Annotated in this window: 14 protein-coding genes; 11 read left to right on the forward strand and 3 right to left on the reverse strand. The window is 74.8% G+C overall.

Annotated elements, in window-relative coordinates:
* Window positions 1–164: 164 nt before the first annotated feature.
* From IH80_RS40920 to IH80_RS0119630, 7 genes are all read left to right on the forward strand, one after another.
* A complete protein-coding gene (locus tag IH80_RS40920) occupies window positions 165–938 on the forward strand; it encodes a thioredoxin family protein (RefSeq protein WP_051809571.1) in 774 nt (257 codons plus the stop codon).
* Window positions 935–1,549, forward strand: a complete 615-nt coding sequence (locus tag IH80_RS0119605; RefSeq protein ID WP_063757312.1) for a TlpA family protein disulfide reductase — start codon at window positions 935–937, stop codon at window positions 1,547–1,549. The genes IH80_RS40920 and IH80_RS0119605 overlap by 4 nt, the downstream gene beginning before the upstream one ends.
* Window positions 1,546–2,328: a cytochrome c biogenesis CcdA family protein gene (locus tag IH80_RS0119610; RefSeq protein WP_030962065.1), complete on the forward strand. Its 783-nt coding sequence runs from the start codon at window positions 1,546–1,548 to the stop codon at window positions 2,326–2,328. The genes IH80_RS0119605 and IH80_RS0119610 overlap by 4 nt, the downstream gene beginning before the upstream one ends.
* Window positions 2,329–2,456: 128 nt before the next feature.
* A complete protein-coding gene (locus IH80_RS0119615) occupies window positions 2,457–3,023 on the forward strand; it encodes a hypothetical protein (RefSeq protein WP_030962066.1) in 567 nt (188 codons plus the stop codon).
* Between the two features lie 244 nt (window positions 3,024–3,267).
* Window positions 3,268–3,828 (forward strand): HPP family protein, encoded by a 561-nt coding sequence (locus IH80_RS0119620; protein WP_051809572.1) that lies wholly within the window; start codon window positions 3,268–3,270, stop codon window positions 3,826–3,828.
* A gap of 32 nt (window positions 3,829–3,860) precedes the next feature.
* Window positions 3,861–4,580, forward strand: a complete 720-nt coding sequence (locus IH80_RS0119625) for a response regulator transcription factor (RefSeq protein ID WP_030962068.1) — start codon at window positions 3,861–3,863, stop codon at window positions 4,578–4,580.
* Window positions 4,577–5,998, forward strand: coding sequence for a HAMP domain-containing sensor histidine kinase (locus IH80_RS0119630; RefSeq protein WP_030962070.1), 1,422 nt, complete (start codon window positions 4,577–4,579; stop codon window positions 5,996–5,998). Before IH80_RS0119625 ends, IH80_RS0119630 begins: the two co-directional genes overlap by 4 nt.
* Here IH80_RS0119630 and IH80_RS0119635 read toward each other — a convergent pair.
* On the reverse strand, window positions 5,995–6,462 hold the full coding sequence (locus IH80_RS0119635) for a MarR family winged helix-turn-helix transcriptional regulator (protein ID WP_030962071.1): 468 nt from the start codon (window positions 6,460–6,462) through the stop codon (window positions 5,995–5,997). The genes IH80_RS0119630 and IH80_RS0119635 overlap by 4 nt on opposite strands.
* Before the next feature lie 86 nt (window positions 6,463–6,548).
* On the opposite strand from IH80_RS0119635, the gene IH80_RS0119640 reads away from it, so the two are divergent.
* Both IH80_RS0119640 and IH80_RS0119650 read left to right on the forward strand, forming a co-directional pair.
* A complete protein-coding gene (locus tag IH80_RS0119640) occupies window positions 6,549–7,433 on the forward strand; it encodes an SDR family oxidoreductase (protein WP_051809573.1) in 885 nt (294 codons plus the stop codon).
* Window positions 7,434–8,015: 582 nt separating this feature from the next.
* Window positions 8,016–8,783 (forward strand): NPP1 family protein, encoded by a 768-nt coding sequence (locus tag IH80_RS0119650; protein WP_030962074.1) that lies wholly within the window; start codon window positions 8,016–8,018, stop codon window positions 8,781–8,783.
* Between the two features lie 50 nt (window positions 8,784–8,833).
* Here the strand turns inward: IH80_RS0119650 and IH80_RS0119655 are convergent, their stop codons facing one another.
* Together IH80_RS0119655 and IH80_RS0119660 are read right to left on the reverse strand one after the other, a co-directional pair.
* The gene (locus tag IH80_RS0119655; protein ID WP_078906634.1) at window positions 8,834–10,900 is read right to left on the reverse strand and encodes a SpoIIE family protein phosphatase; all 2,067 of its coding nucleotides are present in this window, start codon (window positions 10,898–10,900) and stop codon (window positions 8,834–8,836) included.
* 242 nt (window positions 10,901–11,142) lie between these two features.
* A complete protein-coding gene (locus IH80_RS0119660) occupies window positions 11,143–11,706 on the reverse strand; it encodes a type 1 glutamine amidotransferase domain-containing protein (RefSeq protein WP_051809574.1) in 564 nt (187 codons plus the stop codon).
* 205 nt (window positions 11,707–11,911) lie between these two features.
* Here IH80_RS0119660 and galT point away from each other — a divergent pair, with 205 nt between their 5' ends.
* Window positions 11,912–12,940 carry a galactose-1-phosphate uridylyltransferase gene (gene galT, locus IH80_RS0119665; RefSeq protein WP_030962078.1) on the forward strand — a complete coding sequence of 343 codons (1,029 nt, stop codon included), beginning with the start codon at window positions 11,912–11,914 and terminating at the stop codon, window positions 12,938–12,940.
* Window positions 12,937–14,100, forward strand: a complete 1,164-nt coding sequence (gene galK / locus IH80_RS0119670) for a galactokinase (RefSeq protein ID WP_078906630.1) — start codon at window positions 12,937–12,939, stop codon at window positions 14,098–14,100. The genes galT and galK overlap by 4 nt, the downstream gene beginning before the upstream one ends.
* The last annotated feature ends 297 nt before the right edge of the window (window positions 14,101–14,397 follow it).

The raw sequence follows: 14,397 nt of genomic DNA on the forward strand, positions 1-14,397 counted from the left end.
GGGGCCCCGAGCGGTCCTATGCTCGCGTCAGCCGAGCGGCCGTCGGTTCCGGGGTGTGACGCCCGGGAGCCGCGTCGGGCCGCCGTCTTCACCGAGCCGGGGGGCTTCCCGCCCGTCCCGCAGTCCGAACCGTGCCTTGGGGTGTCTCCGCCATGAGTTCTCGCATGCTCCGACCCGTCCGCGCCGACCGCCGTACGACGTCGCCCCGCTCCACCGCGCCCCTGGGAAGGCGGCTGCCGCTGGTCGCCGCGGCCGTCGTCGCGGCGGGCCTGACCGCGGCCTGCGGGCCGTCCTCGGAGCCCGCCGGCGGCTCCGCCGCCGCGGCCACCGCCGGCCAGTCCGCGCAGGCCCTCTCCGGGGCGCAGTCCGCGACCTCCACCGCCGAGACGTCCCCGACGGCGTCGGCCTCGCCGTCCGCGTCCGTGTCCGCCCCGGCGTCGGCCTCCGCCTCGCCGACCGCTTCGCGGGCGCCGTCCGGTTCCGCCTCGTCCGGCGGCGGCTCCGCCAAGCCGGCCCGTACCTCCGCCGCACCCGCGCCGGCCAAGGTCCCCGGCCCCGGCTACGACAGCTCCGCGGACGCGCAGAAGCAGATCGACGCGGCGCTGCGCGCGGCCAAGTCGGACGGGCGGATGGTCCTGCTCGACTTCGGTGCGAACTGGTGCGGCAACTGCAAGGCCGCCGACAAGGTGTTCGCACAGTCGCAGACCGCCGGGATCCTCGGTGCCTCGTACCACCTGGTCAAGGTGGACATCGGCGGGAACAGCTCCGCCAACTCCGCGCTCCTGCGCAAGTACAGCCCCTCGGGCGGCACCTACACGATGCCCGTCCTGGTCGTGGTCTCGCCGTCGGGCACGGTGCGCACCGACACCCACGTCACGGGCAACCCCTCGCTGACCGCGGACGGCATCAACGCCTTCCTGCGCAAGTGGGCGTCATGAGAGGTCCGGTACGCGCGTCCCTCCTCGTCCCGGCCGCCACCGGGCTCGCGGTGGCGGCCGTGCTGGTCGTCGCCGGTCTCTGGACCGACGACGGCGCCGCCGCGGGGTCCCGGGCCGGACGGCCGGAGGCGGTCACCGCGGCGGCCGGGGCGAAGGTCATGGACCCCGGCGCCCGGCAGGAGGCACCGGCCCTGGCCGGCGCCGACCTGGACGGGAAGCAGGTCGCGCTCGGCGACTTCCGCGGCCAGGTCGTCGTCCTGAACGCGTGGGGCTCCTGGTGCGGTCCCTGCCGTGCGGAGGCGGACGACCTGGAGCGGCTCAGCCGGCAGACCCGGGCCGACGGGGTCCGCTTCCTCGGGATCAACACCCGGGACCGGGACCGGGCCGCCGCACGGTCCTTCGTACGGGCCCACGACATGTCCTTCCCCAGCCTCCACGACCCCGAGGGCGAACTCCTGCTCCGCTTCCCTCCCGCCCTCGTCAACCCGCAGGCGATCCCCTCGACCCTCGTCATCGACCGCCGCGGACGCGTCGCCGCCGCCATCGGGGGCGCCGTCACCGACGAGCAGCTGCGGCCCCTGCTCGCACGGGTCCTGGAGGAGGAGTCGTGACGGCCGCCGCGCAGTGGACGCTCGCCGTCACGGACACTTCCTCCCTCGTGAACGGAACACTCGCGATCGCGGCGCCCGTGGCGTTCGTGGCGGGACTGGTCTCCTTCCTCTCACCGTGCGTGCTGCCGCTGGTACCGGGCTACCTCAGCTACGTGACCAGCCTGTCGGTCGCCGACCTGGCGGAGGCGAGCGGCGGGCGCCGCAGCCGGATGGCGACCGGCGCGCTGCTGTTCGTCCTGGGCTTCACCGCGGTACTCGTCTCCGGGGGCGCCCTGTTCGGCTACTTCGGCCGGAGCCTGCTGGCCCACCAGGAGGTGATCACCCAGGTGCTCGGTGTCCTCACCGTGCTCATGGGGCTGTCCTTCATGGGGTTCCTGCCGGGCTTCACCCAGCGGGAGTTCCGCAGCCACCGGCGTCCCGCCCTGGGCCTCGCCGGAGCCCCCGCCCTGGGGGCGGTGTTCGCGGTCGGCTGGACCCCGTGCATCGGGCCGACACTGGCCGCCGTGCAGGCGCTGGCCTGGACCGAGGCGAGCGCGGTCCGCGGGGCCCTGCTGATGGCCGCGTACTGTCTGGGGCTGGGGTTGCCGTTCGTCCTGGCCGCGCTGGCCTTCCGCCGGGCGCTGGGCGCCTTCGGGCTGGTCAAGCGCCACTACCCGTGGGTCCTGCGGATCGGCGGGGGGATGCTCGTACTCGTCGGTCTGCTGCTGGCCACCGGCGTGTGGAACGACATGGTCTACAGCCTGCAGTTGTGGAGCGCGAACTTCACCACCGCCTTCTAGCCGGGCCGTTCATCCGGTTCACCCCGTTCATTCCGTTCACCCCGAGTACCCCGAGTACCACGACCGATCCGACCCGATCGCGTGACGAGCGCAAGCGCGCGCACGCGCCACGCACCACAGAGGCACAGATGAACGTTTCCACGCAGGTGAGGCACTCCCGCACGGCCCGCGTCGCGGCCGCCCTCCTCTCCCTGGCCGCGCTGTCGGCGTGCGGCGGGCAGCCCGCAGCGGACGCCGCCGGCTCCGCGCCCACGACGCGCTTCTCCGAGAACGGCGTGACCGTCACCCTGTCGGTGACCGACTGGAAGGCCTCGGGGGGCACCCTCACCGCGGTCTTCACGCCCGAGGCGAAGGGCTTCCACCTCTACAGCACCGAGCTGCCGGCCACCGGCATCGAGGGGGTCGGCCGGCCGACCTCCGTGGCGGTCACCGGGGCGCTCAAGGCCCGGGGCGGTCTGAAGGCGGCCTCGGAGGTGAAGTCGATCAGCGTGCCCGGTGTCGACGCCCAGGTCCCCGTCTACCCCGACGGCCCGGTCACCACGACGCTGCCCGTCCGCGCCGACGGGAACGGGGAGGCGACGGTACTGGTCGGCTACGCGAGCTGCAGCACGCGGGACGGCTGCACCATTCCGGTGTCCGACCGCCCGGTGCGGCTGCGCATCACCGGTGACGGGCCGACCTTCGAAGCTTCCTGACGGCGGACCGGCCAGGGGCGTGCCGACCCGGCGACCGCCCGGTTCGGGAGGGTTCGTATGATCCAAGGGGTTCGCTGCCGCCCCCACCCCGGGCGGCCGCACCCCCGGGCCACTGCACCCCGGCCCCCGTCGACCGCCGACCCGCCGGTCGCACGGGCCGCCGAGGGGATCGGCCCGCCCCTCCCGCCGTTCACCGCCGGACGGACGCCCGTCCGCCGGCCCTGCCCCGAAGACGTCATCCCCCGTGAGCACCGACCAGATCGCCCCCGAACGGGCGCGGCCCCGCCCGTCCGCGGCCCCGCGTGCCCGCGTCCTGCCGCGCCTCGCGGGACGCGCCCCCGCTCCGGCGCCGGGCACCGTCCTGCACAGCGCCAGCGGTGCCACCGCCGTCATGCTGGGCCTGGTGGCCATCGGCGCCGCCATCCACGAACCCGTCCTCATCCCCCCGCTGGCCGCGTCCGCGGCGATCGTGCACAGCGTGCCCGGCCTGCCGCTGGCCCAGCCGCGCAGCGTGATCGGCGGCCACCTGCTCTGCGCCGCCATCGGCTACGCGGGACTCGCCGCCTTCGGCAGCTCGCCCTGGGTCGCGGCAGCCGCGGCGGGGCTCGCGCTCGCCGTGATGACCCTGGCCAGGACCCCGCACTCCCCCGCGTGCGCCACCGCCGTCGTCATCGTCCTGCGCACGCCGGACCCGCGCACGTTCGTCCCGCTGCTGGCCGGAGCCGCCGTGCTCATCGTCCTCGCGGGCTGCGCCCTCTCCCGCACCCGCCGCACCGGCACCCGCTACCCGCAGTACTGGTGGTGAGCCCCGGCCGACCGAGCCCCTAAGGTGTCCGCATGCCGAGCGTCCTGGTCGTGGAAGACGACCCCAGCATCCGCCAGTCACTGATCGAGGTCCTGACGGAACACGGGTATGCCGTACGCAGCGCCGCCGACGGGTTCGGCGCGCTGCGCGAGGTCACCCAGACGCCGGTCGACGCCGTGGTCCTCGACCTCGGGCTGCCCGATCTGGACGGAGGGGACGCCCTGCGCATGATCCGGGGCATATCCTCCGTGCCCGTGCTGGTGGCCACCGCACGGGACGACGAGTCGGAAATCATCAAGATCCTCAACGCGGGGGCGGACGACTACCTGGTCAAGCCCTTCTCCGGCGGTCAGCTCGTCGCCCGGCTGTCCGCCGTCCTGCGGCGCACCAGCCACGTCCCGCCCGCCGGGGCCGCGGGCGCACCGGTCGCGGCGGCCGCCGAGCCGCTGCGGGCCACCGTCGTGGGCGAGCTCGCGGTGGACCCGGGTGCGCGCACCGCGTACCTGGCCGGGCGTGAGCTGCGCCTCACCCGCCGGGAGTTCGACCTGCTGGCCTTCCTCGCCCACCATTCGGGGCAGGTCGTCTCCAAGCGCCGGCTGCTGACCGAGGTCTGGCGGGAGCCGTACGTGGACGACCAGACCGTCGACGTGCACCTGTCCTCCCTGCGACGCAAGCTCGGCGAACGCGCCGCGGCCCCGCGCTACCTGCTGACCGTCCGCGGCGTCGGCATCAAACTGGTGGCCCCGCGTTGAGGCGCTCCCTGGCCGGCGTGGCCCTCGCCGTGACCTCCATGGTCGCCCTCTCCTTCCTCATACCGCTGGCCGCGCTGGTGCTGTCACTGGTCAAGGAGCAGGGCGTCAACGCGGCCGAACAGCGCGCCGCCGCCCTGGCCCCCGTCCTCACCCTCACCACGGACCCGAACGCGCTGCGGGAGTCCGCGGCGAGCCTGGACGCGGCCGAACACCTGGTCGTGCACCTGCCGGGCTCCGGGGCCCTCGGCACCTCGAAGGCGCCCGCCGCGCTGCTGGAACGGGCGCAGCAGGGGCGCGAATCCATCTCCCAGGAGATCCCGAAGGGCTGGATCTGCCTGCAGCCGGTGGTGCTCCCCGGTGATCAGGTCGCCGTCATCGAGAACTTCGTCCCCGAGGCGGAACTGACCCGCGGGGTCAAGGAGTCGTGGGCGGTGATGCTCTTCCTCGCGGTGGGGCTGGTCGGCGGTTCCGTCCTGGTCGCCGACCGCCTCGGCGCGAAGGTCGTCCGGTCCTCCAAGAGGCTGGCGCAGGCCTCGCACGCGCTGGGCCGGGGCGATCTGGACACCCGCGTGGACCCGATGGGCCCCAAGGAGCTGCGGGACGCGGGCCTGGCCTTCAACGCGATGGCGCACCGGATGACCGAGCTGCTCGCCGTCGAACGCGAACTCGTCGCCGACCTGTCCCACCGGCTGCGGACCCCGTTGACCGCCCTGCACCTCGCGTCGGAACGGATGGCCGGCACACCGGAGTCGGCCAGGGTCGAGGCGGCGGTCGGCGAGCTGGAGACGGAACTCCAGGCCATCATCGCCGCGGCGCGCACCCCGCTCGCCGTGGGACCCATGGGGCAGGGCCTGCTCGGTGCGGAACCGTCCGCGGGCCGGCCCTCGGCCGGGGCGGGTGCCGCCGCCGGTCCGCGCTGCGAGGCGGCCGACGTCGTACGCCGCCGCACTTCCTTCTGGACGGTCCTGGCGGAACAGCAGAACCGGTCCTGCACCCTGGACCTGACCCAGGAGCCGACGACCGTCAGCCTCTCCGACGACGACATCGCCGCCGTGGTGGACGCGCTGATCGGCAACATCTTCCGGCACACCGCGCCGGGGACCCCCTTCGGCGTCCACGTCGTCCGCACGGCCCAGGCCGTGGAGCTGGTCGTGGAGGACGGCGGCCCCGGCATCCCCGATCCCGACCGGGCCCTCTCCCGCGGGAGCAGCACCGGATCCACCGGGCTGGGCCTCGACATCGCGCAGCGTGCGGCGAGCGCCACGGGTGGCTCGATGCGCATCGCCCGGGGCCCGCTGGGGGGTGCGCGCATCACCGTGACGTTCGCGCTGGCCCCCTCGGCCCCCTCGGGCCGCAGGCTGCGCCGGCCGCGTACGCCCTCCCGCCGCCGACCGGTCTGGCCGGGCTGGTCGGGCTAGTCGGACTGTGCGGCCTTGGCCGCCTTGAGCTTGCGCCACACCCGGCCGAGGGCTTCCAGGTCCTCGGTGTCGAGGAGGTCGGTGAAGACCGGCGCCAGGGCCTCGCGCCGCGTGGTGTCCGCGGCGGCGAAGAGGGTGCGTCCGGCCGGGGTGAGGGCGACCTCCACGGAGCGCGCGTCGCGTGCCGAAGGCGTACGCGTCACCAGGCCGCGGCTCTGCAGGGCGTCCACGACCCGCGAGACCTGGCTGCGGCTGAGCAGGGTGCTGTTCCCGAGGACCGAGGCGGGCACCGGCTCGGGGCTGGACGCCAGCCACAGCATGACCTCGAACCAGGACACGGGCAGGTCGTGGGCCTTGACCAGGGCCTTGTCCACGCGGTCCGTCATCGTCGTACCGGCCCAGACCAGCCCGTAGAAGGCGTAGTCGGCCGCCGGCATCTCGGCTTCTGTGAGCTTCTTCGGCATGTCGCACAGTCTAGAGGTTGCGTGCACACGCACATAACTTTAAAGTGTGTGTGCACGCACATAAACCCGAGCTTCCGAGGTACGCCATGTCCACGCCCCCCACCGCTCCCGCCGCCGCCACCGCCGACGCCCCCCTCCGTACCGTCCTGATCACCGGCACTTCCTCCGGCATCGGGCTGGCCGCGGCCGTCGCCGCGGCCCGCGCCGGATGGCGCACCGTTGCCACGCTGCGCGACACCGGACGGGCCGACGCCCTGCGCGAGGCCGCCGCCGAGGCGGGCGTCGACATCGACATCCGCCGTCTCGACGTCGTCGACGAGGAGTCCGTCATCGCGGCGGTGGAGGGCGTGATCGCCGACTACGGCCGCCTGGACGCGGTCGTGAACAACGCCGGCGCGGGACACCTCGGCACCCTGGAACTGGAAACCGTGGCCGATGTCCGCGAGGTCATGGAGGTCAACTTCTTCGGCGTGCTGAACGTCTCCAAGGCGGCACTCCCCCACCTCCGGGCCACCGGCGGCCGCCTGATCACCGTCACGAGCGTCGGCGGCGTGATCGGCCAGCCCTTCAACGAGGCCTACTGCGCGGCGAAGTTCGCGGTGGAGGGGTACATGGAGAGCCTGGCGCCCGTGGCGAGCACCCTCGGCGTGACCGTGTCCGTCGTCGAGCCGGGTGCGGTGGCGACCGAGTTCGTCAACAACATCGGGCTCGACTTCGACGCCCGGATCGCCGCGGCCGGACCGTACGCAGACGCGCTGCGCACCTACATCGACCGTACGGTGAGCCAGTTCACGGAGGGCGCGGCCCAGACCCCGGCCGGCGCGGCCGAGGCCGTGATGGAGGCGCTGACCGCCGACCGTCCCGCCTTCCGCATCCAGACCTCGCAGTGGGCCCGCGACTTCACCGGGACCAAGCTGACGGACCAGGACGGCGCGGCCGTGCTCGGCATGACGGCCACCTGGGTGGCCTGACGGGCCGGCCCCGCCGCCCGCGGCCCGCGCAGGACCGGGCCCGGGGCGGGGGGGCGGGGGGCGGGCAGCCGACCTGCGCTCCGCGCGCCGGGGGGTCAGCATGGGAGGAGGCCGGACGGAACGCCGCCGGCCGGCGGAGCGCCGCGCGGCGGCGCGTCCCCGTCGGGAGGTGACCCGCACCCATGGACGAATCACAGAAGGCCTGGATCGCGATCGGCATCGTCGTCACGGTCATCCTCCTGAACCTGGCAGCCATCATCCTGATGAACACGGTCGGCCTGTGACCGTGTGACAGCGCCCGGCCGAGGCCCTGGTCCGCCCCCTGCTCGCGGGGGCGGACCTTTCGTGCGTACGGGGGGCCGCTCCCGGCCCCGGCCCCGGCGCCCGCACCCGCGCCGCTATTTCTGACATATCCTCAACTCGCCTGTTCTGACGGGCAGTTCTTGTCCCCGCGCATGCAGAAGAAGCTGCGCGCACCCTTGCCGTGCCGAGCCGGTTCGCGAATGATGCTCCGGGCGTGTCGGTCGGCGCAGGCCGTCGTCGGCCCGCGCCCCTCGAACCCGACCGGCCAGGAGGCCCGTTGTGCGGACCGACCGTCACGTCCGGAGATCCCTCGTCGTCGTCGGCGCCGCCCTCGCGCTCGTCGTCGGCGTCCCGCAGGTGGCCTTCGCGGCTCCGCCCCCGGCGCTGCCCGGCCAGGCCGAGGCGATCGAGCGGACCTTCCAGCCCGCCTACGACTACGACACCGACGGCTGCTACCCGACCCCCGCCATAGGTCCCACCGGGGTGCTGAACGGCGGGCTCAAGCCCACCGGAGCCCTCGACGGCAACTGCCGGGACGCCTCGGACCTCGCCAACACCAACGGGTACTCCCGCTGGAAGTGCAACAACGGCTGGTGCGCCGTGGTCTACGCGCTCTACTTCGAGAAGGACCAGGCGATCCCCGGCATCAGCCTCGGCGGCCACCGCCACGACTGGGAGCACGTGGTGGTGTGGATCCAGGGCGACGAGGCGAAGTACGTCGCCACGTCCGCGCACGGCGACTTCGTGGTCCACGCGCGCGACCGGATCCGCTGGGACGGCACCCACCCCAAGATCGTCTATCACAAGGACGGCATCGGCACGCACTGCTTCCGTGCGGCGAACACCAACGACGAACCCCCGGAGAACCACCGCGGCACCTGGCAGTACCCCACCCTGGTCGGCTGGTCCGGATACCCGGCGACGCTCCGGGACAAGCTCAGCCAGGCCGACTTCGGCAGCGCGCACTTCGGCCTGAAGGACGGCTCCTTCGCGTCCCACCTGGCGGAGGCCAAGCCGGCGGGCATCCCCTTCGACCCGTACCTGTAGGGCGACCCGTACCGGGAGCGGCCGGACACCGCGCGCGGCTCCTCGCGCGGTCACAGGCGCAGCAGGAGCAGTGCGATGTCGTCCGTGTGGCCGTAGGCCGCCCCGGTACCGAGCAGCAGGGCCTCGACGAGCTCGTCCAGGTCCGCCCCCTCGTTCTCGGCGAGGACCGCGGCGACGTCGTCGGTACCGCGCTCGGCGTCAATGCCGGCCGCGGTGGGCTTCTCGACCAGCCCGTCGGTGTAGAAGACGAGGAGGGTCCCCGGCGCCAGCTCCAGGCGGGTGACGGGGCACGGCGTGCCGGTGTCGATGCCGAGGAGCGGCCAGGGATCGACCTGCACCCGCTGCGGCCGGGAGCCGGGCGCGTGCACCAGCGGGGGCGGGTGCCCGGCGCTGGCCAGGGTCGCCCACCGGCTCGCCAGGTCGATGTGGACGTAGAGGCAGGACACGAGCAGTTCGGTGTCCAGCCCCGCCAGAAGACGGCCCGTGCGGGCCAGGACCGCGTCGGGCGGGGCGCCCGCGGCGGCCCGGATCGCGGTGCGGACCTGGCCCATGAGCGCGGCCGCGGCCACGTTGTGCCCCTGGACGTCGCCGATGACGGCCGCGACGGTGGTGGCGTCCAGCGGGATCAGATCGTAGAAGTCGCCGCCGATGTCCATGCCGTGGCCCGCGGGCAGGTACCGGGCGGTGGCCTCCAGGCCCGGCACCACGGGCAGGGTGTGCGGGAGCAGGGCCTGCTGGAGGCCGTGGGCGAGGTCGTGCGCGGCGTCGTGCAGCCGGGCCCGGTCCAGGGCCTGGGCGATCAGTCCGGCCAGGGAGGTGAGGACGGCGCGCTCGTCGGCGGTGAAGGTGTGCGGCCGCTCGTAGGAGAGGATGCAGCACCCGACCGGGCGTCCGGAGATGGTGAGCGGCAGGAACGCCCAGGCCTCCTTGCCGCTGACCTGCGAGGCGCCGGGGTGCGCGCGGGCCATCGCGGCACGGTCGCCGAAGAAGGCGGGGACGCCGTCGGCCAGTACCTGCCCCGCGGGGGTCAGCCCGGTGTCCAGCGGCAGGCCGTCGAGCCGCTCGATGGTCAGCGGGTCGTACCCGTGGTACCCGGTGATCCTGAGGCGGCCCGCGTCGGCCGCGGACAGGACGAGGGCGTCGGCTCCGAACGCGGGCAGCACCTGGTGGGCGACCAGTTCGACGACGTCGCGGACGGTGACGGTCTCCGTCATGGCGGCCGCGAGGTGCAGGAGCTGGTGGATCCGGCCCGTGTGCGGGACGGGGGTGCCCGTCGGCCCGCCGGATGGCGGGGCTTCCTCGTGCCGGGCGGCGCGGGTGACGCGGACGCTGATGCCGCTGGAGTCCGGGTAGAGCTGGAAGCGCAGCGGGACGTCCGGCGGGCGCAGGGCGGTGAACTCCACCGGCTCGCGGCTGAGGACGGCGGAGCGGTAGCGGTCCTCGGCCAGGGGTGCGTCCAGCCACGGCAGTGACTGCCAGGGCCAGGTGCCCAGCAGCCCGCCGGAGGCGCGGCCGAGCAGGGCGGCGGCCGTCCCGTCCACGAAGGTGATCCGGCCTTCCAGGTCCAGGGCCAGGGCGCCCTCCGGCAGGCGCTCGGCCCAGTCGGCTGCGGCCTGGGCCGGCCGGCCCCCGTAGGCCCGGAAGGACGTGGCGGGGATGACGCGGGGCCGTTCGGGTATCTCGGGCACGCCTGCGGCTTCGTCCAGTGTCCGGGCGATGCGGCGGGCGGCCACGACGAGGTGCTGCTGTTCGCGCGGGGTCGGGGTGCGGTCCCGGCCGGCGGGATAGACCAGGAGCAGGGCGCCGTGGGAGCCGTGCCGGCCCTTCAGGGGGACTGCGGCCAGGCAGAACTCGTAGGGCAGGCTGACGGCGGCCTGCGGGTAGTCGTGGGCGAGGTCCTCCTGCGAGCCGATCCAGACCAGCCGGTCCTCGCGCACGGCGTCGCTCACCGGGTTGGAGCCGGCCGGGGAGATCCGGTGCCACGGCCAGGCCACGTCGGTCGGTACGCCGCACAGCACCACGAGCGCCAGCCGGGAGTGCTCCGGACCGTCCCAGAGGTGGATCCCGCCGGCGGACGCCCCGGTCCGGCGGATCGTCAAGGTCAGCGCCTCGTCCAGCGCCTCGTCCGCCTCGTCCAGCGCCTCGTCCGCCGCGCCCGGCGCCTCGTCCGCGTCGTCCGGTGTCTGGTGCGCGTCGTCCGGTGTCTGGTGCGCGTCGTCCGGCGCCTCGCCCGGCGCCTCGTCCCGGTGCCGGAGGTCCTCGGGGCGCGCGCCCGCATCCGCCAGGCCCTCACCGCCGCCGCTCACTGCCCACCTCCGGTCTCGGCCCCGCCTCGGGGCTTGCGCCCGCCCGCGGTCCGTCAGGGCCGGGTCGGGCCGGCGGCGACGGGGCGGACGCCGAACTCCTTGACGAAGGCGGCGCAGAAGGCGTCGAGGTCGTTGGGCCTGCGGCTGGTGATCAGGGTGCCGGGCGCCGCACGGCAGACCCGTACCTCCTCGTCGACCCAGGTGGCGCCGGCGTTGCGCAGGTCGGTGGCGAGGCTGGGCCAGGACGTCAGGGTCCGGCCCCGGACCGTGCCGGCCTCGACGAGCGTCCAGGGGGCGTGGCAGATCGCCGCCACCGGCCGGTCGGCGCGGAAGAAGCCCTGGACGAAGGCGACCGCACGCCCGTCCATGCGCAGGGCGTCGGGGTTGGCGACGCCGCCGGGCAGCACCAGGGCGTCGTACGCGTCCGGTCCGGCCTCTCCGACCACGTCGTCGACGGGGAAGGTGTCCGCCTTGTCGAGGTGGTGGAACGCCTGGACCTCGCCGTTCGTGGTCGAGACGAGGCGAGGCTGCCAGCCCTGGTCCTTCACGGCCTGCCAGGGCTTCTCCAGCTCGACCTGCTCCACGCCTTCCGGCGCCACGAGAAACGCCACCTTCATCGCCGTCACGTCCCTTCCACGGTGATTGCGCACTCCTGCCCGCCCCCGTCCGCGCAGTGCGCCTGCCCCTTCGGGAGGCGGACAAACGGCCGGGCGGCCCGGACCGCGCGCTCCTGCGGGTGATCCACTCCCCGGGGCGGCCGTATGATCACCGGACGCGCCGGCCCCGGCCACCCACCCCGACGAGACAGGCGAGGACGTGCCCGTGCACAGGACCGTCACCGAGCTCGCGGACGGCCGCGAGCTCATCTACTACGACAGTGGCCCCGGCCGGGACCGCGCGACCGAGGACCGGCGCCCGCCGGACCGGGTCGGGAGCGCCCCGGAGCTGCGCCGGGACCCGACCACCGGCGACTGGGTCACCATCGCCGCGCACCGGCAGTCCCGTACCCACCACCCGCCGGCGGACGCCTGCCCGCTCTGCCCGTCGCGGGACGGCCGGACGAGCGAGATCCCGGCCGCCGACTACGAGGTGGCCGTCTTCGAGAACCGCTTCCCGTCCCTGGCCGGCGAGGCCGGCCGCTGCGAGGTGGTGTGCTTCACCCCGGAGCACGACGCCGGGTTCGCCGATCTCAGCCCGCAGCGGGCCCGGCTGGTCCTGGACGCCTGGACCGACCGCACCGCCGAACTGTCCGACCGCCCCGGCGTGCGGCAGGTGTACTGCTTCGAGAACCGGGGTGCGGAGATCGGTGTGACGCTGGCCCACCCGCACGGCCAGATCTACGCCTTCTCCACCGTCACCCCCCGCACGGCCAAGCACATCGCCGCCGCGTCCGCGCACCGCGCCCGCACCGGGCGCAACCTGTTCGAGGACGTCCTCGCGGAGGCCCGCGGGGCCACCGAGCGCGTGGTCCTCGCCGGGGAGCACTGGACGGCCTTCGTCCCGTACGCCGCGCGCTGGCCGTACGAGGTCCACCTGTACCCGCACCGCAGGGTCCCCGACCTGACCGGGCTCGTCGAGGCGGAGCGCGCCGAGTTCCCCGGCCTGTACCTGGACCTGTTGCGCCGCTTCGACCGCCTCTTCGGGCTGGCGGCGCCCACCCCCTACATCGCGGCCTGGCACCAGGCGCCGCTCATCGGGGGCGAGGAACTGGCGCTGCACCTGGAGCTGTTCACGGTCCGGCGGACCGCCGACAAGCTCAAGTACACGGCCGGGACCGAAGCCGGCATGGACGCCTTCATGAACGACGTCGCGCCCGAGGCGGCGGCCCGGCGGCTGCGGGAGGCCGTGTGACCGGGACCGTGGCCGAAGCCGCCACCGTAGGCCGGGAGTTCGCGCGGATCCACGGCTGCGCCCCCGACGGGGTCTGGGCAGCTCCGGGTCGGGTCAACCTGATCGGCGAGCACACCGACTACAACGACGGTTTCGCCCTGCCGATGGCGTTGCCGCAGACCACCGTGCTGGCCGCCCGCCGCCGCGAGGACGGGCTGCTGCGCCTGCACAGCGCCCAGGGCGACGGCGCGATCACCGAGCTCGCAGTGGCGGACCTCGTCCCCGGCGCGGTCACAGGCTGGGCCCGCTACCCCGCCGGGGTGGTCTGGGCGCTGCGGGACCGGGGCCTGCCCGTCGGCGGCGCCGACGTGCACCTGGACAGCACGGTTCCCACGGGCGCCGGTCTGTCCTCCTCCGCGGCCCTGGAGTGCGCCGTGGCCGTCGCGTACGACGAGCTGTACGCGCTGCGGCTGTCGCGGCCGGAGCTGGCCCGCGTGGCGCAGTACGCCGAGAACGCCTTCGCCGGCGTGCCCTGCGGGGTCATGGACCAGATGGCGTCGGTCTGCTGCGCCGAGGGCGCCGCCCTGCACCTCGACAGCCGCAGCCTGGAGGTCCGGCAGGTCCCCTTCGACCTCACCGGGCACGGACTGCGCCTGCTGGTGCTCGACACCGGTGTCGCGCACGACCTCGCCGACGGGGCGTACGCGGCGCTGCGCACGGGGTGCGAGCGGGCGGCGGGACTGCTGGGCCTGCCCGCCCTGCGGGACCTCTCGGAGGCGGAGCTGCCGGGCGCCCTCGCGGAACTGCCCGACGGGCTGGCACCGCTGGCCCGGCACGTGGTCACGGAGAACGCCCGCGTGGGCCGGGCCGTCGCCGCTCTGACGGCGGGCGAGCCGGAGGCACTGGGGCCGCTGCTGACGGCGGGCCACGCCTCCCTCCGGGACGACTACCGGGTCTCCTGCCCGGAGACGGACCTGGCCGTGGCAGCCGCGGTGGCCGCCGGCGCCCTGGGCGCCCGGATGACCGGCGGCGGCTTCGGCGGCTCCGTGATCGCGCTGGTCCCGGCCGCGGCGGCCGGGAGCGTGGCGCGGGCCGTGGCGGACGCCTTCGCGGCGGCGGGCTTCGGAGCACCGGCCGTGCTGGAGGCCGTTCCGTCGGCGGGGGCCCGTCGCGTCGGCTGACCGGCGCGTTGTCGTGCGGCGTCCCGGGCCGGGGCGCCCTCAGGGGGTGGGGAGCACGGGGGCCGCGCTGCCTGGCGTCCAGCGCGGGGGGGATCGCGGCGAGGGCGTCGGCGACGGCGGCACCCCGCAGGAAGGCCGCGCCGGGGCCGGTGCTGAGCGTGGCGCCGGTGCCGTCCCAGGTGACGGGGACCAGCCGGGGCAGGCCGGGGGCGGGCCGTACGGATCCCGTCACGGGGACGTGCGGCAGCGGGCCGAGGGCCCGGCCGCAGAGGCCCGCGATCAGCGGCCCGAGCAGGG

Origin of the sequence: Streptomyces sp. NRRL S-378 (assembly GCF_000720645.1) — a bacterium.
Taxonomy (GTDB): Bacteria; Actinomycetota; Actinomycetes; order Streptomycetales; family Streptomycetaceae; genus Streptomyces.